This window comes from Streptomyces sp. AC555_RSS877 (genome assembly GCF_019049245.1).
In the GTDB taxonomy this organism is placed as follows: domain Bacteria; phylum Actinomycetota; class Actinomycetes; order Streptomycetales; family Streptomycetaceae; genus Streptomyces.
In genome coordinates, this window is sequence record NZ_JAGMUK010000054.1 from 210,740 (window position 1) to 227,024 (window position 16,285).

Here is a 16,285-nt window from a genome sequence, read left to right on the forward strand (position 1 = left end):
GGCGGCCGTGGGACTGATCGGAGAGGTGCTGCTGCTGCCGTTCGCACCGGTGCGCGGCAGCGCCTGGGTCATGAGACAGGTGTTGAACGAAGCCGAACGCCTCTACTACGACCCGGCCACGGTCCGGGCCGAACTCGGCCAACTCGAAGGACAACTCGAGGCGGGCGAGATCGACGAGGAGGAGTTCGACCGTCGGGAGGACGAACTCCTCGACCGACTGGAGATCGGCCTGCGCGGTGGCGCGGGGACCGGGGATGGAACGGCACCATGAACCGAGTAGGACTGGGCCTCGCGGTAGGGGCCGGCTACGTCCTCGGACGTACCAAGAAGGCGAAAATGGCGTTCGCGGTCGGCACCCTCGTGGCCGGCAAGCGCATGCATCTGAACCCGAAGGCACTCGCCGACCTGGCGTCCCAACAGCTGAAGAACAACCCGCAGTTCAAGGAGATCGGGGACCAGCTGCGCGAGGATCTGCGTGGCGTCGGCAAGGCGGCCTCCGGGGCCATGGTGGAACGGCAGATCGACTCGATCGCCGACCGCCTGCACGGCCGTACCTCCCAGGTCCGCGACCAGCTCGCGGGCGTGGTACCGGATCCCTCGGACCTCGGCTCCCAGGGCGACTCGCAGGACGAGGAGCCCGAGGACGAGTACGAGGAGCCGGAAGACGACGAGACCGAAGAGGCGGACGAGGAGCCTGAAGCCGAAGCGGCCGACGACTCCGAGGAGGCTGACGATTCCGACGAGGAATCCGAGCCGCGCCGCCGCCCGGCGGCGAAGAAGGCCGCCAAGAAGGCGCCCGCGAAGAAGGCCCCGGCGAAGAAGGCGGCTGAGAAGGCGCCCGCGAAGAAGGCTCCCGCCAAGAAGACGGGTGCGAAGAAGACGGCCGCGACCAGGGATGCCGCCCGCGGCGCCCGGACCCGCGTGCCGAAGGGCGGTGCTGAGCGATGACCGACACTCTGGGAACGGCGCGGGGCGTCACCGACAAGGCGAAGGACCAGGCGACGGGCAACCCGCTCACCGACGTGGCCAAGAGCGAGGCCGTGGACCGGCTCAAGGCCGAGGTGCAGGAGTACCTCGCCGCCCAGGCTCAGCGCCTGCTGGTCGGCGCCGGCCGCAAACTCGGCGAGACCACCGGCAAGCTGAACGACATCGCCGAGGGCAACAGCCCCGGCTTCGCCAAGCTCGCCCTCGACGGGGGCCGCAAGCTCGCCGAGGGCAAGGGGCCGATGCGGTCCGCGCTGGAGCTCGGCGCCTCGCGCGCCAAGGACAGCGTGGTCAGCGCCTTCAAGAACCTCGGCGGCAAGGGCAAGGGCAAGAAGAAGGGCGGGGGCGGCCAGAAGCCGATCGTCATCATCGAGTTCATCGACGTCGGTGTCCCGCTGCGCACCGCCTACGACCAGTGGACCCAGTACAAGGACTTCAGCACCTTCGCCAAGGGCGTCAAGAGCGCGAACCGCGCGGACGACACGCACTCCGACTGGCAGCTGAAGGTCTTCTGGTCCAACCGCAGCTGGAAGGCCCACACCACCGAGCAGCTGCCCGACGACCGGATCTCCTGGAACTCGGAGGGCGCCAAGGGCACCACCAGGGGCGTCGTCTCCTTCCACCGCCTCGCCGACAACCTCACCCGTGTCCTGCTGGTCATCGAGTACTACCCCTCGGGTCTCTTCGAGAAGACCGGCAACATCTGGCGCGCCCAGGGCCGACGGGCCCGGCTCGACCTGAAGAACTTCGCCCGCCACATCACCCTCAAGGGCGAGGCGGAGGACAGCTGGCGCGGCGAGATACGCGACGGCGAGGTCGTGAAGAGCCACGAGGACGCCGTGGCCGAGGAGGAGGAAGAGTCGGCCGAGGAAGCCTCCGAGGAGGAGTCGGCCAAGGACGCCCCCGAGGAAGAGGGCGAGGAGGCGTACGAGGACGAGGAAGAAGGCCCGTACGCCGAGGAGGAGACCGAGGACGAGCCCGAGGAAGGCGAAGAAGAGGAGAAGGGCGAGTACGACGAGGAGGAGGAGCCGGAGGAGGATGAGGAGCCGGCTGCCGAGGCGGATGGCGAGGTCGAGGAAGAGGACGACGACGAGTACGCGGACGCGGACGGTGGGAAGCGACGATGACGACGCCCAGCCGGCTGCCCGAACCCTACGGCCAGGGCAGCGGCGCCAATCTCGCGGACATCCTGGAACGCGTCCTCGACAAGGGCATCGTCATCGCGGGTGACATCCGCATCAACCTGCTCGACATCGAACTCCTCACCATCAAGCTGCGCCTCATCGTCGCCTCCGTCGACAAGGCCAAGGAGATGGGCATCGACTGGTGGGAGGACGACCCCGCGTTGTCCTCCGGCGCCCGTCGCAAGGAACTCGCCCGGGAGAACGCCGAGTTGCGCGAGCGACTGGCCGAACTCGAGTCCGCCGACGGCCGGGAGGCACCATGACCGGACTGCGGTACGTCTACGCCGTCTGCCGTCCCTTCGGTACGCCGCTGCAGGCCCAGCTGACGGGCGTGGCCGGAGATCCGCCCAGACTGCTGCATCACCACGGTCTGGTCGCCGTGGTCAGCCATGTGCCGGAGCGGGACTTCGCCGAAGGACCGCTCCACCGGCATCTCGAGGACCTGGACTGGCTGACCGCGACCGCCCGCGCCCACCAGGGCGTGATCGACGCGCTCACCGTCGTCACCACCCCGCTGCCGCTGCGCCTGGGCACCGTCTTCCGGGACGACAGCGGCGTCCGCGTGATGATGGAGGAGCGCGAGGACGGGTTCCGGCGCACCCTCGACCGGCTGCAGGGGCGGGTGGAGTGGGGCGTCAAGGTGTACGTCGAGGCGGACACCGCGGACAAGGCGGAAAGCGGGGACCATGGGACTCCGCCGGAAAAGCCCGTATCGGGACGGGACTATCTGCGTCAGCGGCGCACGGCGGTGCGCACGAACGAGACCCGCTGGCAGCAGGCGGAGGCTTTCGCGAACCGGCTGCACGAAACGCTTTCCGCGCATGCCGAGGATTCTCGGCTGCACGCCCCGCAGAATCCCGCCCTTTCCGGTGTCTCCGGACAGAACGTGCTCAATGCGGCCTATCTCGTGTCGCGCACCGCATCCGAGGAATTCGTGGAACTCGTGGACCGTACGAAAGGCGAGGTACCGGGAATGCGCGTGGAACTCACCGGCCCCTGGGCCGCCTATTCCTTCGCGGGTGAGTCCCCGGGGGAGGAGGGCCGGTGACGGTGATCGAGCGCCGTGAGGTCGCGTTGGTGGACCTCCTCGACCGGCTGCTCGCCGGCGGGGTCGTCATCACGGGCGACATCACCCTGCGCATCGCGGACGTCGACCTGGTCCGCATCGACCTGAACGCGCTGATCAGCTCGGTGAACGAGAAGGTGCCGTCACCCTGGGGGGAGTTGTCGTGACCGAGCGGCACAACGGGAGCGAGCCGCACGCCGGGAGCGAGCCGCGCAGCGGGAGCCGGCCGCCCAACCGGACCGAGCGGCACAACCGGATGGACCTCGACCCCGACACGGTCGAGAAGGACCTGGTGAAGCTCGTCCTGACCGTGGTGGAACTGCTGCGGCAGCTCATGGAACGCCAGGCGCTGCGCCGCTTCGACGAAGGCGGCCTGAGCGAGGAGCAGGAGGAGCGCATCGGGCTCACCCTGATGCTGCTCGACGACCGCATGACCGAACTGCGCGAGCGGTACGGACTGCGGCCCGAGGACCTCAATCTGGACCTCGGGCCGCTCGGACCTCTTCTGCCCCGGGAGTGAATCCCGGGTTTTTCCCCGGGAACGAATCCCGGGGTCAGCTCACCACCTGTACCAGCGGCCCCTGCCTCCACCCGCGGTTGTGCTCCGCATCAGGAAGCCCAGAAGCCATAGCACCAGAACAGCCAGCGCAATCCACCAGAGAATCTTTACTGCGAATCCGGCACCGAAAAGGATCAGTACCAGAAGCAGTACCAGCAGGATGGGAACCATAGTGTGAACCTCCTGCATTCCGTGTTTCCCGGAAATGGGGATTCAGACTTCCTTTCGGCACAGAATCTCTGCGTGCAGCACACCGAACCAGCCGTCCTCCTGCTGTCCCCACTCCCGCCAGGCCGCGGCGACCGCCCGCAGCTGCTCGTGACTCGCGTGCCCGCCCTCCACGGCCCGGTCGGCATACGCCGAGGCCAGGGTGCGGTCGGCCCACAGGCCGCTCCACCACGCCCGCTCCTCGGCGGTGGCGAAGGTCCAGGTGCCGGAGGTCGCCGTGATGTCCGTCAGGCCCGCGCGCAGCGCCCAGGACTTCAGCCGGCGCCCGGCATCCGGCTCGCCGCCGTTGGCGCGGGCGACCCGCCGGTACAGGTCCAGCCAGGCGTCCATGCCGGGCGTCTCTGGGTACCAGGTCATCGCCGCGTAGTCCGAGTCCCGGACGGCGATCAACCCGCCCGGGGCGGTGACCCGCCTCATCTCGCGGAGCGCCTGCACCGGATCGCCGACGTGCTGCAGCACCTGGTGGGCGTGGACCACGCAGAACGTGTCGTCCGGGAAGTCCAGGGCGTGCACGTCCGCGACCGCGAAGTCGACGTTGGTGAGGCCCCGTCCGGCGGCGGTGGCCCGGGCCTGGTCCAGGATGCCCGGCGCGTGGTCGACGCCGGTGACGTGTCCGACGGGGACCAGCGAGGCCAGGTCGGCGGTGATCGTGCCGGGCCCGCAGCCGATGTCCAAAACCTTCATGTGCGGCTTCAGTGAACCGAGGAGGTAGGCCGCCGAGTTGGCGGCGGTGCGCCAGGTGTGCGAACGCAGCACCGACTCGTGGTGTCCGTGCGTGTAGACGGCGGTCTCCTGCGACTTCGACATGGACGGCTCCCTGTTCGGCGTCTCCTCGGTACGCCTCACGGTACGCGCGCATGTCGAATAATGAGATATGCGTTTTGCCATATGGACTGACGGAAGGTCAGGCGGCGGGCAGTGGGCGGTACACCGTGAGCGCCCTGGGCAGCTTCTCCAGCGTCACCTCGCCCTCCACCTCGGTGACCTCACCGTCGTAGGCGAGGAGCGTGCCCGGGGCGACTCCGGACAGGTGCAGCCGGCCCACCTGGACCGCCGCGTGTGCGGGGGAGCGGGTCAGCGGCCCGGCGACGGCGGCCGCCAGCAGGCGCAGCGCGGGCCGGCGCCCGCCGTGCACCACCCGTACGTCGAGCCGCCCGTCCGCGAGGTCGCGGCGCCGACCGGGCGTGAGACCCATCCGGTGGTAGGTGCCGTTGCCGGCGAACAGCAGCCACAGCGGCCGTGCCTCGCCGCGGAACCCGGCCTCCAGCGGGTGCCCGCCCGCCCGCGCCACGCGCAGCGCCGCGAGGACTCCGGCCGGCCAGCCGCCGATCCGGGGCGACCAGCGCTCCCGCTCGCGCACCAGCTCCGGATACACGCCCAGGCTGCACGTGTTGACGAAGATGCCCTGCCGCTCGCCGCAGCTGAAGCTGCCCACGTCCGCCAGTACACCCTCGCCCTGCTGGACGGCCCGGCTCAGGTCGCGGACCCCCTCCACGCCCAGGTCGTACGCGAAGTGGTTCAGTGTGCCGCCGGGCAGCACCGCGAGCGGCAGGCCGTGCCGCAGGGCGATCCCGGCGGCGGTGTTGACCGTGCCGTCGCCGCCGCACACACCGAGCACCCGGGCGCGGGCCGCCGCCTTCTCCAGCTCGGCCGGGACATCGGCCGGTTCGCACTCGACGACCTCGGCCGCGGGCAGCGCGTCCCGCAGGGCGCGCACCCGGTCGGCGGTGCCCGAGGCGGTGTTGGCGACCACGACCAGGCCCTCGCCGTCCGGCAACGCGGGAACGTCCGCGCGGGTCCGGGCCGGCGGCACGCCCTGGGCGCGGGTCGGCACCAGGCTCCGTACGACGAACGCGGCGCCCGCGCCCAGCGCCGCGCCCGCCAGCACGTCGCTCGGGAAGTGCACGCCGGTGTAGACGCGGGACATGGCCACCGAGAAGGCGACCGGCGCCACGACCGCGCCCCAGGACGGCGACTCCAGGGCCACCCCGGCCGCGAACGCCGCCGCCGATGCCGAGTGGCCGGACGGGAAGGACGTGGTGATCGGCTGCCGCTTCAGCTGCCGCACCAGCGGAACCGGGTCCAGGACGGGCCGCGGGCGGCGCACCGAGCGCTTGCCGAGGGTGTTGATGGTCAGGGAGGCCAGGCTGAGCGAGGCGAGACCCCGCACGGCCGCCCGGCGGGCGCGGGGGGTGCGGCTCGCGGCCATCGCGGCCGCCGTCGCGAACCACAGCACTCCGTGGTTCGCGCTTCGGCTCAGCCGCGGCAGGACCGGTTCGGCGGCGGGCCAGTCCCGCCCGGCGGCGAACTCGAACAACCGGCAGTCCAAGGACAGCAGCCGGTCACGCAGGGCATGGGGGCCGGGCTTCGGGACGGTGAGGTCGACGTCTGGGCTCATGCACTCCCGGATACCCTGAGGGGGCCGTTTCTTGTCCGGCGGGCCGTGTACCTGGAGGGACCCCGCATGCGTCTGCTGCTCATCCGTCACAGCCAGACCCCCACCAATGTGCGCTTCCTGATGGACACCGCCGTCCCGGGCCCCGGCCTGACCGAACTCGGCGAGCGCCAGGCCGCCGCACTGCCTCAGGCCCTCGCCGACGAGGACATCGAGGCCCTGTACGCCTCCACCCTCGTCCGCACGCAGCTCACCGCCGCCCCCCTGGCCGCCGCCCGCGGCCTCGACGTGCGGGTACGGGACGGCATCCGGGAGCTGTCCGCGGGAGACCTGGAGATGCTGCCGGGACACTCGGAGCACGGCCGGAAGTACATGGAGACCGTGTTCGCCTGGGCGGCCGGTGACACGGAGCTGCGGATGCCGGGCGGGGAGAGCGGAGCCGAGGCACTGGCGCGGTACGACGCCGTGGTCGCCGAGGCCGCCGCGAGCGGGGCCTCGGCGGTCGCCATGGTCAGTCACGGTGCGGCGATCAGGATGTGGACCGCGGCCCGCGCGGACAACGTCGACGTGGCCTTCGCGGCCGCCCGCCCGCTGGACAACACCGGCGTGGTGATCCTGGAGGGATCGCCGTCCGACGGCTGGAAGGCCCTGTCGTGGGCGGGCGCGGTCGTCACTCCCGCGGGCGAGGGCGGTCCCGCGGGCCGGCCGGTCGACCCGGTCTGAGCGTTTATCGGTTTGCCCGTCCTGACCGGTGGCCCGCACAATGCGGCCTCATGGGACATCTGGAAGCAGCACACCTCGAGTACTACCTCCCCGACGGGAGGGCCCTGCTCGGCGACGTGTCCTTCCGGGTGGGCGAAGGGGCCGTCGTGGCCCTCGTCGGGCCCAACGGCGCCGGCAAGACCACCCTGCTCCGGCTGATCTCCGGCGAGCTCAAACCACACGGCGGGACCGTCACCGTCAGCGGCGGCCTGGGGGTGATGCGCCAGTTCGTCGGCTCGGTACGGGACGAGACGACCGTACGGGACCTGCTCGCGTCGGTGGCACCGCCTCGTATCCGGGAGGCCGCCCAGGCCGTCGACAAGGCCGAGCACGCCATGATGACCGTCGACGACGAGGCCGCCCAGCTCCAGTACGCGCAGGCCCTGTCCGACTGGGCGGAGGCGCGCGGCTACGAGTCCGAGACGCTGTGGGACATGTGCACCATGGCCGCGCTCGGCGTGCCCTACGAGAAGGCGCAGTTCCGGGAGGTACGCACGCTCTCCGGCGGCGAGCAGAAGCGGCTGGTTCTGGAGGCGCTGCTGCGCGGCACCGACGAGGTGCTGCTGCTCGACGAGCCCGACAACTACCTCGACGTGCCCGGCAAGCGCTGGCTCGAGGAGCGCCTGAAGGAGACCCGCAAGACGGTCCTGTTCGTCTCCCACGACCGCGAGCTGCTGGCCCGCGCCGCGCAGAAGATCGTCTCCGTCGAGCCCTCGCCCGCGGGCGCGGACGCCTGGGTGCACGGCGGCGGCTTCGCCACCTACCACGAGGCCCGGCGCGAGCGCTTCGCCCGCTTCGAGGAACTGCGCAGGCGCTGGGACGAGAAGCACGCCCAGCTGAAGAAGCTGGTCCTGAACCTCCGTCAGGCGGCGTCCATCAGCCACGAGCTGGCCTCCCGCTACCAGGCCGCCCAGACCCGGCTGCGCAAGTTCGAGGAGGCGGGACCGCCGCCGGAGCCGCCGCGCGAGCAGGACATCAGGATGCGGCTCAAGGGCGGTCGTACCGGCGTCAGGGCCGTCACCTGCAAGGGACTTGAACTCACCGGCCTGATGAAGCCCTTCGACCTGGAGGTCTTCTACGGCCAACGGGTCGCCGTCCTCGGCTCCAACGGCTCCGGCAAGTCGCACTTCCTGCGGCTGCTGGCCGGTGAGGAGGTGGCGCACTCGGGCGAGTGGAAGCTCGGGGCCCGCGTGGTGCCCGGGCACTTCGCCCAGACGCACGCCCACCCCGAACTGGAGGGCCGCACGCTCCTGGACATCCTGTGGAAGGAGCACGCCCAGGACCGGGGCGCCGCCATGTCCCGGCTGCGCCGCTACGAGCTCACCGGCCAGGCCGAACAGCGCTTCGAACGGCTCTCCGGCGGCCAGCAGGCCCGCTTCCAGATCCTCCTGCTGGAGCTCCAGGGCGTCACGGCCCTGCTCCTGGACGAGCCGACCGACAACCTCGACCTGGAGTCCGCCGAAGCCCTTCAGGAGGGGCTGGAGGCCTTCGACGGCACGGTCCTCGCGGTCACCCACGACCGCTGGTTCGCCCGCTCCTTCGACCGCTACCTCGTCTTCGGCAGCGACGGCCGGGTGCGGGAGACGACGGAGCCGGTGTGGGACGAGCGGAGGGTGGAGCGCGCCCGCTGAGACGGCCCGGGGCCAGCTCTTGCAGGCACCCGGACGGCGTGAAAGGGCCCGGTGACCCACAGGGTCACCGGGCCCGCATTTCACACGGCTCAGTCACACGGCGGCTCTCGGCCGCCCGGCCCGCTCACGTCCAGCGCAACAGCGCCCCCAGGCCGCCCACCGGGACCTCCCGCTCGGCCTCCTCGGCCTGGCCGGGACCGGCCTGGACGGTCTGCCCCGTCACCGGTGTCACCGAGATCGCCGGGGCGCCCGTCGCGACCGCCGAGCGGATCAGCGCGTCGTCCGCGCGGGCAGACCAGGAGTTCTGCTCGCCGAGGATCTTGAGGTCCGTACGGCGTACCGCCAGCTGGTCGGGATCCTCACCGATCCACACCTCACGGTGCGCGTCGGGACCGTCCGGACGGATCAGCAGCTCGTCGATACGGTGCTCGCGCGCCGCCTCGACCAGCGCCGGCACGCCCTCGACCGCCCCGGCACGCCCGTCGTCGCCCGGACTGCGGGCCGCGAGGAACCGTTCCAGCTCCCGCTCGGCCCGCTGCCGCACATGCGCGGCACGCGCCTGCTCCACGTCCTCGTCGAGCAGCCTGCTGCCGGTGCCGTGCGGAGCCTCCACCGCCAGCTCGTGCAGCCGCTTCGGCAGCCGCTCGCGCACGGTCCGCCGCTCCCGGTCGTCACCGACGAGGATCAGCAGATCGGCCTGGGTCTCCTCCTGGCAGACCGCGAGCGCGTCCGCGATCTCGGCCGCGTTGTGCTCCCAGGTGTTCTCCACCCTGAGCTGGAAGTGCCGCTCCGACCAGTCGGTCGTCCGCGTACGGTGTATCGGATACTGCCGACCGGTGACCGTACCCGCGTCCCGTCGGCCGAGACCGCTGCGCAGTTCGAAGTCGGCGCCCTTGCGGTCGACGTACGCCACGATGCACACGGGGTCCTCACCGGCCAGCTCCAGCAGCGGCGCGGCGTGCGGCAGCGGCGCCCAGTGCGCGCTGTTGCCGGCCGGCGCCCTGGCCAGCGGCGGATCCAGGACCACCTCGCCGGCCCGCGCGAACAGGGCCCGCCCGTGGGGCTCGGAGGAGTGCCGCAGCTCCTCCACCGCGTCCAGCACGGCCCGGCACGTCTCCTCGTCGGCGCCCTGCCCGGCCAGTTCCCGGGACAGCGCTATCGCGGTCAGATGCCGCTCGTGAGGCGTGTCCTCCGTGTGGCGGGAGGTGTCGACGTAGACGGAGGCCCAGGGGCCCGATTGTTCGTAGAGTGGATGCAGAAAGGCGAGATCCATGGCTCCCTCCCGGGTGCCGCTTGGGGGTAGTGCTCTCCGGGCGGGTACCCGAAGGGCATGAACGAACACGACGAGCGGGACATGACCATGACTGGAGTCGACGCCGACCGGCTGGACGACCAGCAGCTCATGAAAGAGCTGGAGACCATCCACCGCACGCGCCACGACACACTGCTGTACGCCTCGAACGACGCGCTGCGGGCCCACAACGACCGCATGGCTCAGCTCGAGGGCGAGTTCCTGCGCCGCAACCCGAACCGTCCGGTCGCCGCCGGCCGCACGCGCGAGGGAGCACGGGAACGCGGAAGCGGGGAGTCGGCGACTCCCCGCTCCTGAACGCTCCGGCCGTCAGTGGCGCGCAGACGGCCGGTCCCGGTGCCGGTGCGCGCCGACCGTCTCCCCCGGCGCCCGGGTGAACCCCTCGCTCGCGGCGCCCGGCGAGGTGTCCGTCACCACGGCCGTCACGCGGCCTCCTGGGCGAACACGTCGAGGTACGTCTCGCTGAACGCCTTCAGGTCGTCCGGCTTGCGGCTGGTGACCAGCTTGTTGTTTCCGTGGTCGCAGACCTTCACCTGCTCGTCCACCCAGGTGCCGCCCGCGTTGCGGATGTCGCTCCGCAGGCTCGGCCAGGAGGTCAGCACCCGGCCGCGTACGACGTCCGCCTCGACGAGCGTCCACGGGGCGTGGCAGATCGCGGCGACCGGACGGCCCTGATCGAAGAAGTCCCGTACGAACGCCACGGCCTTCTCGTCCATGCGCAGGAAGTCCGGGTTGGCCACGCCGCCCGGCAGGACCAGCCCGCCGAAGGAGTCGGCCGACGTCTCGCCCACGACCTCGTCCACGGGGAACGTGTCCGCCTTGTCGAGGTGGTTGAACGCCTGGATCTGCCCGGACTTCGTCGACACGAGGACGGGTTCGTGCCCGGCGTCCTTCGTCGCCTGCCACGGGTCGGTGAGTTCGACCTGCTCCACGCCCTCGGGCGCGGTCAGAAACGCGATGCGCATGATGGTTCAACGACCTTTCCTGGAAAGCTTCCTGGCACGCGGTGAGGGCGGGGCCCGTGGGCCTCGCCGCTCCCCGCGCGCTTCTTCCTTGCTCCGGGCTCCGGCCGCGCCGGCCGTTCAGCGGCTCTTCGCCGGACGGCAGGAGCACGCGGGCGCCGATCGCGGCGACGGCGGCCGTCCGCACGTCCCGCGGCGCGGTCGGCGCGGCCCGTTGGCGGCCCGGACTCACAGGGTGCCGAGGCCGCCGGCGTTCCGTGCGTCGTCCGGCAGGGCCCGGCTGATGTCGGCGAGCGCCGACTCCGGGTCCTCGGCCTCGGCGAGGTCCCCGAGGGTCACCATGCCCACCGGCAGCCCGTCCTCGATGACCGGCAGACGGCGTACGGCGTGCTCACGCATGAGCGCGGCCGCCGTCGACACCGTGTCGCCCGGGGCGACGACCACGGGGTCCGGCGTGCACACCGTTTGGGCGCTCACCGTCATCGGGTCGGTGCCGTCGGCCACGGCACGCACGGTGATGTCCCGGTCGGTGAGCATGCCGACGACGTGCTGTCCGTCGGCCACCAGGACGTCGCCGATGTCCTGCGTGCGCATCAGCTGCGCCGCCTCGACCAGCGAGGCGTCCGGGCGTACGGCGACCACGCCCGGGGTCATGACGTCCTTCACGAAGTCGGCCGCCACTAGGCGCCCTCCCTCCTGGTCAGCGTCCGCGCCAGTTCCTGCACGGTGGCGTAGGACTCGTTGCGGGGCAGTCGCTCCACGGCCTCGACGAGGACGTCGGGAGCGTTCTTGCGGCGCAGGGTGCCTGCCAGTTCCAGGGAAGTGGCCGGGAAGGAACTGCGGCCCAGGATCCTGGCCAGTTCCAGCCGGACCGTCTCCAGCGAAGCCCCGGCCCGGCCCGGTGCCACGGGCCCGCCCCAGACCGCCGGATCGTCGTCGGCGGTCGGCTCCGGGTCGTGCCACTCCTCGCTGCGCGTGGGGTGGCCGGACCTGAGCAGACCCTGCAGTTCGTGCTTCATCTCGTCATCGCGGTGACGGCTCAGCCGGTCGCTGCCTCGTTGCATGTCTCCCTCCAAGAACTTCGGGGTGGGCACCCGCGTACCCGAGGACCGGACACCGACACAGGGTTTGCCCCGCCGATGGCGGGAGACCCGGTCCCGCACCCCCCGCGCACATTCCTGGAAAAGGACAGGCCATGGCGCTGCTCGCTGTGATCATCCCGTTCCTCATGCTCGGCGTGGTGCTGGCGCTGGGCCGCTACGAGGAACTGCTGCTGCCCGAGGAGGGCGCCGACCGGTACGAACCCGTCGGCGCCCCCTCCCCGGCCGTTGCTGCCGCTACTTCTTCTCGCGGCCCGGCAGGAACTCCTGCATCTTTGCCTTGAACCCCCGCTTGACCACGGACCCGCGGTCCGCGTCCCCCTTGAGGATCGACGCGGCCGTGGCCTCCATCTGCTCCCACGTGGCGTGCGGCGGGATCGGCGGCACGGCCGGGTCGGTCAGGAACTCGATCACCGCGGGGCCGTCCGCGTCCAGGCCGGCCCGCCAGCCCGCCTCGACGTCCTCCGGCTTCTCCACGCGGATCCCGGTCAGGCCGAGCGAGCGGGCGAACGACGCGTACTGCACGTCCGGCAGCTGCTGCGAGGGCAGGAAGGACGGGGCGCCCTCCATGGCCCGCATCTCCCACGTGACCTGATTGAGGTCGTGGTTGTTCCAGACGGCGACGACCAGCCGCGGGTCCTCCCACAGGTCGCGGTACTTCGCCGCGGTGATCATCTCGGCCAGGCCGTTCATCTGCATCGCCCCGTCCCCGACCAGTGCGATCACCGGCCGGTCAGGGTGCGCGAACTTCGCGCCGATCGCGTACGGCACACCGCAGCCCATCGTCGCGAGCGTCCCGGACAGCGAGCCGCGCATCCCGGACCGCATCGTCAGGTGCCGCGCGTACCAGTTCGCGGTCGACCCGGAGTCGGAGGTGACGATCGCGTCGGACGGCAGCAGCGGATCCAGGGTGCGGGCCACGTACTCGGGGTTGATCGGGTCGGCCGACAGCTGGGCCCGCCGCTCCATCACCTCGCGCCATCGCGCCACGTTGTCACGCACCGTGTCGGACCACTCGCGCCCGCCACGGTCCGCGTCCAGCATCGGGATCAGCCGCTGAAGCGTGGACTTCGCGTCGCCGACGAGATTCACCTCGTACGGATACCGCATCCCGACCATGTGCGGGTCGATGTCGATCTGCACGCCCCGCGCCTTGCCGAAGTCCGGCAGGAACTGCGTGTACGGGAAGGACGACCCGATGGTCAGCAGGGTGTCGCAGTCCCGCATCAGCTCATAGGAGGGACGCGTCCCGAGCAGCCCGATCGAGCCGGTGACGTACGGCAGTTCGTCGCTCAACGCGTCCTTGCCGAGCAGCGCCTTCGCGACGCCCGCGCCGAGCAGTTCCGCGATCCGCTCCACCTCGGCCCGCGCACCGGCCGCGCCCTGACCGACCAGGATCGCCGGCTTGTCACCGGCGTTGAGGATGTCCGCCGCCCGCCGCAGGGACTCGTCGGACGGAACCGACGTCCAGGAACTGAGGTCCAGGCTGGAGGGCACCATCTTGAACTCGTGCGTGGGCGGCGAGTAGTCCAGCTCCTGCACATCGCCCGGGATGATGACCGCCGTCGGACAGCGGCGGGCGTACGCGGTACGGATCGCCCGGTCCAGCACGTTGGGCAGCTGCTCGGGGACCGTCACCGTCTCCACGAACTCGGAGGCGACGTCCTTGAACAGGGAGTGCAGGTCCACCTCCTGCTGGTAGGAGCCGCCCATCGCGGTGCGGTGCGTCTGGCCCACGATCGCCAGCACCGGCACGTGGTCGAGCTTGGCGTCGTACAGACCGTTCAGCAGGTGGATCGCGCCGGGCCCCGAAGTCGCCGCGCACACCCCGACGCGACCGCTGAACTTGGCGTAGCCGACCGCCTGGAACGCGGACATCTCCTCGTGCCGGGACTGGATGAAACGTGGCTGGTTGTCGGCCCGCCCCCAGGCGGCGAGCAGGCCGTTGATGCCGTCGCCGGGATAGCCGAAGACGTGCTTCACCCCCCACTCCCGCAAGCGCTCCAGGACGTGGTCGGAGACCTTGGTGCTCATGTACGGACCTCCCGGCATAGGCGACGCAGGCAGCAGCCCTACGAGTCACCCCGCGCGCCTGCGGAAAACCTGCCCGGGTTTGCGTCCGGGGGCCGGGGGCAGGCGCACTTCCAGTGCTTCGGACCGGAGGCACGTCCGTGGGAGCGGCCAGGCGCCGCCACGGCCGCGTCTGTCCGCACCGCAGACGCCCCCTCCCCACGGTGACCGTCCATCCCAGAGCACCCCTCCCAGGGAGTTGCGACGCACCATGGCGACCAAAGTGAGCACGAAGCACCCGCACGACGACGCACCCGACACGGCGGAGGCGTTCCGCACGCTCGCCGGGCTTGCCCCCGGCCCGCGGCGCGACACTCTCCGCGGACAGATCGTCGAGGCCTGGCTGCCCATGGCCGACCGGCTCGCCAGCCGCTTCCGCAGCCGCGGCGAAAGCCTCGACGACCTGCGCCAGGTCGCGGCCCTCGGACTGGTCAAGGCCGTCGACCGGTACGACCCCGAGCGCGGCAACGCCTTCGAGAGCTACGCCGTGCCCACCATCACCGGCGAGATCAAGCGGCACTTCCGCGACCACATGTGGACCCTGCACGTGCCGCGCCGCGTTCAGGACCTGCGCAACCGGGTCCGCTTCGCCAGCCAGGACCTGTCCCAGACCATCCCGGGCCGCCGGCCCACCGTCGCGGAGATCGCCGAGTACGCCGACCTCAGCGAGGAGGACGTCCGGGCCGGCCTGGAGGCCCTGGAGAGCTTCACCGCGCTGTCCCTGGACGCGGAGCTGCCCGGCAGCGAGGACGGCTACTCGCTCAGCGACGCGCTGGGCTCGGCCGACCCCGCCCTGGACACGGTCGTGGACCGCGAGGCGGTCAAGCCCCGGCTCGCCGCCCTGCCCGAGCGCGAACGGGCGATCCTGTACATGCGGTTCTTCGGGGACATGACACAGAGCCGGATCGCGGAACAGCTGGGCATCTCGCAGATGCACGTGTCCCGGCTGATCAGCCGCTGCTGCGGGCGGATGAGGGAACAGATCATGCGGGACAGCGCCGCCTGACACTGCGAGGGCGAGGGGGCCTCGCGGTGTCACCCGCTCGGCGGTTCCCGTCCCGCGAATGGTGTCCGGCCGCGCGCGGCCCCGCCGAGGGCGGGCTGTGATGGGGGCGGGGGCACGGCGGTCGTGCCCCCGCAGCCGTCGGCCGAAGGAGCCCTCCCCATGCGCCGCAGCGCCCGCGCCCTGTCCGCCGCCGCCCTGGCCGGTGCCGTCCTCGGCATCGCCGTACCGGCCGCTCTCGCGGAGCCGGCCGCCGAGGTCGCACCGAGCAGTGTCTCCCCGGGCGGCAGCGTCACCGTCTCCGTCACCTGCGACCCGACCGGCGGCTCACCGCCCGACACGATCGACGCCACCTCCGAGGCCTTCGAGGAGGGCACCGTCCCGCTGCGGCTGGTCGCCGGCGACGAGGACGAACTCTCCGGCCTCGCCTACAGCGCCACCGCCAGGATCGCCCCCGCGGAAAGCCTCGAGGGCGGCGCCGACGGGGCCGGCCAGGACACCGCGTGGACCGTCGACGGCACCTGCCCCACGGCGCCCGGCGGGAAGGGCGCCCAGTGGAGCGTCACGTTCACGGTGTCCCACGGGAGCGGCACGCCGTGCGGCACCGGATCCCACGGTGGCACCTGCGCCCCCACCACACCCTGCGCCGACTCGCACACCGGCCCCTGCGCCCCGACCCCCGCCTGCGTCGAGCCGCACACCGACGCCTGCGGCGGCGCGGTCGTCCCGCGCGGGGTGCGGGCCGGCGAGGGCGGCACCTTCACCGACTCGGTGCCCGCCCTGGTCGCCGGCGGCCTGCTGATCGCGGGGGCGTTCGGCGGCGCCGTGTACCGGCTGCGCCGGAAGGGGCCCGCCACCGAGGACTGACACCGCCGTAGCCGCCGTAGCCGCCCTGTGACCGGCGCAACCCGGATCGGCGCCCATGGCACGGCGCCTGTCGGGGTAGGCAGAGGCCGAGGGCACCACCCGCATCGCACGAGCCACCCGGCACACCCGGGCGACGACCACTGCAGAAGAGAGAAGCCACCA

At 71.7% G+C, this 16,285-nt stretch carries 21 protein-coding genes; 13 read left to right on the forward strand and 8 right to left on the reverse strand.

Annotated features, from left to right (window positions below):
* Positions 1 to 7 precede the first annotated feature (7 nt).
* The 7 genes from KUM49_RS24520 (at position 8) to KUM49_RS24550 (ending at position 3,754) form a co-directional block, all read left to right on the forward strand.
* Positions 8 to 271, forward strand: a complete 264-nt coding sequence (locus KUM49_RS24520) for a gas vesicle protein GvpG (protein WP_217239082.1) — start codon at positions 8 to 10, stop codon at positions 269 to 271.
* Complete coding sequence (locus tag KUM49_RS24525) at positions 268 to 948, forward strand: DNA primase (protein WP_217239083.1); 681 nt, start codon at positions 268 to 270, stop codon at positions 946 to 948. Before KUM49_RS24520 ends, KUM49_RS24525 begins: the two co-directional genes overlap by 4 nt.
* Positions 945 to 2,111: an SRPBCC family protein gene (locus KUM49_RS24530; protein WP_217239084.1), complete on the forward strand. Its 1,167-nt coding sequence runs from the start codon at positions 945 to 947 to the stop codon at positions 2,109 to 2,111. The genes KUM49_RS24525 and KUM49_RS24530 overlap by 4 nt, the downstream gene beginning before the upstream one ends.
* Entirely contained in the window at positions 2,108 to 2,431 is a 324-nt protein-coding gene (locus KUM49_RS24535; protein WP_217239085.1) for a gas vesicle protein, read from the forward strand. The genes KUM49_RS24530 and KUM49_RS24535 overlap by 4 nt, the downstream gene beginning before the upstream one ends.
* Positions 2,428 to 3,216 (forward strand): GvpL/GvpF family gas vesicle protein, encoded by a 789-nt coding sequence (locus tag KUM49_RS24540; protein WP_217239086.1) that lies wholly within the window; start codon positions 2,428 to 2,430, stop codon positions 3,214 to 3,216. Before KUM49_RS24535 ends, KUM49_RS24540 begins: the two co-directional genes overlap by 4 nt.
* Positions 3,213 to 3,401 (forward strand): gas vesicle protein, encoded by a 189-nt coding sequence (locus KUM49_RS24545; RefSeq protein ID WP_217239087.1) that lies wholly within the window; start codon positions 3,213 to 3,215, stop codon positions 3,399 to 3,401. Before KUM49_RS24540 ends, KUM49_RS24545 begins: the two co-directional genes overlap by 4 nt.
* A gap of 89 nt (positions 3,402 to 3,490) precedes the next feature.
* Complete coding sequence (locus KUM49_RS24550) at positions 3,491 to 3,754, forward strand: gas vesicle protein K (protein WP_217239236.1); 264 nt, start codon at positions 3,491 to 3,493, stop codon at positions 3,752 to 3,754.
* A gap of 39 nt (positions 3,755 to 3,793) precedes the next feature.
* Here the strand turns inward: KUM49_RS24550 and KUM49_RS24555 are convergent, their stop codons facing one another.
* The 3 genes from KUM49_RS24555 to KUM49_RS24565 form a co-directional block, all read right to left on the reverse strand.
* On the reverse strand, positions 3,794 to 3,964 hold the full coding sequence (locus KUM49_RS24555) for a hypothetical protein (RefSeq protein WP_053747436.1): 171 nt from the start codon (positions 3,962 to 3,964) through the stop codon (positions 3,794 to 3,796).
* A gap of 42 nt (positions 3,965 to 4,006) precedes the next feature.
* Entirely contained in the window at positions 4,007 to 4,828 is an 822-nt protein-coding gene (locus KUM49_RS24560; protein WP_217239088.1) for a class I SAM-dependent methyltransferase, read from the reverse strand.
* Between the two features lie 97 nt (positions 4,829 to 4,925).
* A complete protein-coding gene (locus KUM49_RS24565; RefSeq protein WP_217239089.1) occupies positions 4,926 to 6,419 on the reverse strand; it encodes a bifunctional phosphatase PAP2/diacylglycerol kinase family protein in 1,494 nt (497 codons plus the stop codon).
* Positions 6,420 to 6,485: 66 nt separating this feature from the next.
* On the opposite strand from KUM49_RS24565, the gene KUM49_RS24570 reads away from it, so the two are divergent.
* Positions 6,486 to 7,139, forward strand: coding sequence for a histidine phosphatase family protein (locus KUM49_RS24570; protein ID WP_217239090.1), 654 nt, complete (start codon positions 6,486 to 6,488; stop codon positions 7,137 to 7,139).
* Positions 7,140 to 7,189: 50 nt separating this feature from the next.
* Positions 7,190 to 8,809: an ABC-F family ATP-binding cassette domain-containing protein gene (locus KUM49_RS24575; protein WP_217239091.1), complete on the forward strand. Its 1,620-nt coding sequence runs from the start codon at positions 7,190 to 7,192 to the stop codon at positions 8,807 to 8,809.
* 124 nt (positions 8,810 to 8,933) lie between these two features.
* Here the strand turns inward: KUM49_RS24575 and KUM49_RS24580 are convergent, their stop codons facing one another.
* Entirely contained in the window at positions 8,934 to 10,082 is a 1,149-nt protein-coding gene (locus KUM49_RS24580; protein ID WP_217239092.1) for a Vms1/Ankzf1 family peptidyl-tRNA hydrolase, read from the reverse strand.
* A gap of 57 nt (positions 10,083 to 10,139) precedes the next feature.
* On the opposite strand from KUM49_RS24580, the gene KUM49_RS24585 reads away from it, so the two are divergent.
* The gene (locus KUM49_RS24585) at positions 10,140 to 10,418 is read left to right on the forward strand and encodes a DUF6158 family protein (protein ID WP_217239093.1); all 279 of its coding nucleotides are present in this window, start codon (positions 10,140 to 10,142) and stop codon (positions 10,416 to 10,418) included.
* 125 nt (positions 10,419 to 10,543) lie between these two features.
* On the opposite strand, the gene KUM49_RS24590 is transcribed toward KUM49_RS24585, so the two are convergent.
* From KUM49_RS24590 to KUM49_RS24600, 3 genes are all read right to left on the reverse strand, one after another.
* Complete coding sequence (locus KUM49_RS24590; RefSeq protein ID WP_217239094.1) at positions 10,544 to 11,086, reverse strand: type 1 glutamine amidotransferase domain-containing protein; 543 nt, start codon at positions 11,084 to 11,086, stop codon at positions 10,544 to 10,546.
* A 225-nt stretch (positions 11,087 to 11,311) separates the two neighbouring features.
* Complete coding sequence (locus KUM49_RS24595) at positions 11,312 to 11,737, reverse strand: CBS domain-containing protein (RefSeq protein WP_217239237.1); 426 nt, start codon at positions 11,735 to 11,737, stop codon at positions 11,312 to 11,314.
* 26 nt (positions 11,738 to 11,763) lie between these two features.
* Complete coding sequence (locus KUM49_RS24600) at positions 11,764 to 12,147, reverse strand: DUF2795 domain-containing protein (protein ID WP_217239095.1); 384 nt, start codon at positions 12,145 to 12,147, stop codon at positions 11,764 to 11,766.
* 131 nt (positions 12,148 to 12,278) lie between these two features.
* On the opposite strand from KUM49_RS24600, the gene KUM49_RS24605 reads away from it, so the two are divergent.
* Entirely contained in the window at positions 12,279 to 12,467 is a 189-nt protein-coding gene (locus tag KUM49_RS24605; protein ID WP_217239096.1) for a hypothetical protein, read from the forward strand.
* Here the strand turns inward: KUM49_RS24605 and KUM49_RS24610 are convergent.
* Positions 12,421 to 14,217: a thiamine pyrophosphate-requiring protein gene (locus KUM49_RS24610; RefSeq protein ID WP_217239097.1), complete on the reverse strand. Its 1,797-nt coding sequence runs from the start codon at positions 14,215 to 14,217 to the stop codon at positions 12,421 to 12,423. The genes KUM49_RS24605 and KUM49_RS24610 overlap by 47 nt on opposite strands.
* A 247-nt stretch (positions 14,218 to 14,464) precedes the next feature.
* On the opposite strand from KUM49_RS24610, the gene KUM49_RS24615 reads away from it, so the two are divergent.
* Together KUM49_RS24615 and KUM49_RS24620 are read left to right on the forward strand one after the other, a co-directional pair.
* Positions 14,465 to 15,259, forward strand: coding sequence for an RNA polymerase sigma factor SigF (locus KUM49_RS24615; protein ID WP_217239098.1), 795 nt, complete (start codon positions 14,465 to 14,467; stop codon positions 15,257 to 15,259).
* A 159-nt stretch (positions 15,260 to 15,418) separates the two neighbouring features.
* Positions 15,419 to 16,123: a hypothetical protein gene (locus KUM49_RS24620; RefSeq protein ID WP_217239099.1), complete on the forward strand. Its 705-nt coding sequence runs from the start codon at positions 15,419 to 15,421 to the stop codon at positions 16,121 to 16,123.
* Positions 16,124 to 16,285: the final 162 nt, after the last annotated feature.

What these genes read in the sequence shown, in the direction of transcription:
- KUM49_RS24615 (WP_217239098.1), top strand. Translation starts at nt 14,465, where the DNA reads ATGGCGACCAAAGTGAGCACGAAGCACCCGCACGACGACGCACCCGAC.
- KUM49_RS24530 (WP_217239084.1), top strand. Translation starts at nt 945, where the DNA reads ATGACCGACACTCTGGGAACGGCGCGGGGCGTCACCGACAAGGCGAAG.
- KUM49_RS24525 (WP_217239083.1), top strand. Translation starts at nt 268, where the DNA reads ATGAACCGAGTAGGACTGGGCCTCGCGGTAGGGGCCGGCTACGTCCTC.
- KUM49_RS24600 (WP_217239095.1), bottom strand. Translation starts at nt 12,147, where the DNA reads ATGCAACGAGGCAGCGACCGGCTGAGCCGTCACCGCGATGACGAGATG.
- KUM49_RS24580 (WP_217239092.1), bottom strand. Translation starts at nt 10,082, where the DNA reads ATGGATCTCGCCTTTCTGCATCCACTCTACGAACAATCGGGCCCCTGG.
- KUM49_RS24590 (WP_217239094.1), bottom strand. Translation starts at nt 11,086, where the DNA reads ATGCGCATCGCGTTTCTGACCGCGCCCGAGGGCGTGGAGCAGGTCGAA.
- KUM49_RS24570 (WP_217239090.1), top strand. Translation starts at nt 6,486, where the DNA reads ATGCGTCTGCTGCTCATCCGTCACAGCCAGACCCCCACCAATGTGCGC.
- KUM49_RS24560 (WP_217239088.1), bottom strand. Translation starts at nt 4,828, where the DNA reads ATGTCGAAGTCGCAGGAGACCGCCGTCTACACGCACGGACACCACGAG.
- KUM49_RS24555 (WP_053747436.1), bottom strand. Translation starts at nt 3,964, where the DNA reads ATGGTTCCCATCCTGCTGGTACTGCTTCTGGTACTGATCCTTTTCGGT.
- KUM49_RS24620 (WP_217239099.1), top strand. Translation starts at nt 15,419, where the DNA reads ATGCGCCGCAGCGCCCGCGCCCTGTCCGCCGCCGCCCTGGCCGGTGCC.
- KUM49_RS24565 (WP_217239089.1), bottom strand. Translation starts at nt 6,419, where the DNA reads ATGAGCCCAGACGTCGACCTCACCGTCCCGAAGCCCGGCCCCCATGCC.
- KUM49_RS24610 (WP_217239097.1), bottom strand. Translation starts at nt 14,217, where the DNA reads ATGAGCACCAAGGTCTCCGACCACGTCCTGGAGCGCTTGCGGGAGTGG.
- KUM49_RS24595 (WP_217239237.1), bottom strand. Translation starts at nt 11,737, where the DNA reads ATGACCCCGGGCGTGGTCGCCGTACGCCCGGACGCCTCGCTGGTCGAG.
- KUM49_RS24575 (WP_217239091.1), top strand. Translation starts at nt 7,190, where the DNA reads ATGGGACATCTGGAAGCAGCACACCTCGAGTACTACCTCCCCGACGGG.
- KUM49_RS24605 (WP_217239096.1), top strand. Translation starts at nt 12,279, where the DNA reads ATGGCGCTGCTCGCTGTGATCATCCCGTTCCTCATGCTCGGCGTGGTG.
- KUM49_RS24550 (WP_217239236.1), top strand. Translation starts at nt 3,491, where the DNA reads ATGGACCTCGACCCCGACACGGTCGAGAAGGACCTGGTGAAGCTCGTC.
- KUM49_RS24585 (WP_217239093.1), top strand. Translation starts at nt 10,140, where the DNA reads ATGAACGAACACGACGAGCGGGACATGACCATGACTGGAGTCGACGCC.
- KUM49_RS24540 (WP_217239086.1), top strand. Translation starts at nt 2,428, where the DNA reads ATGACCGGACTGCGGTACGTCTACGCCGTCTGCCGTCCCTTCGGTACG.
- KUM49_RS24535 (WP_217239085.1), top strand. Translation starts at nt 2,108, where the DNA reads ATGACGACGCCCAGCCGGCTGCCCGAACCCTACGGCCAGGGCAGCGGC.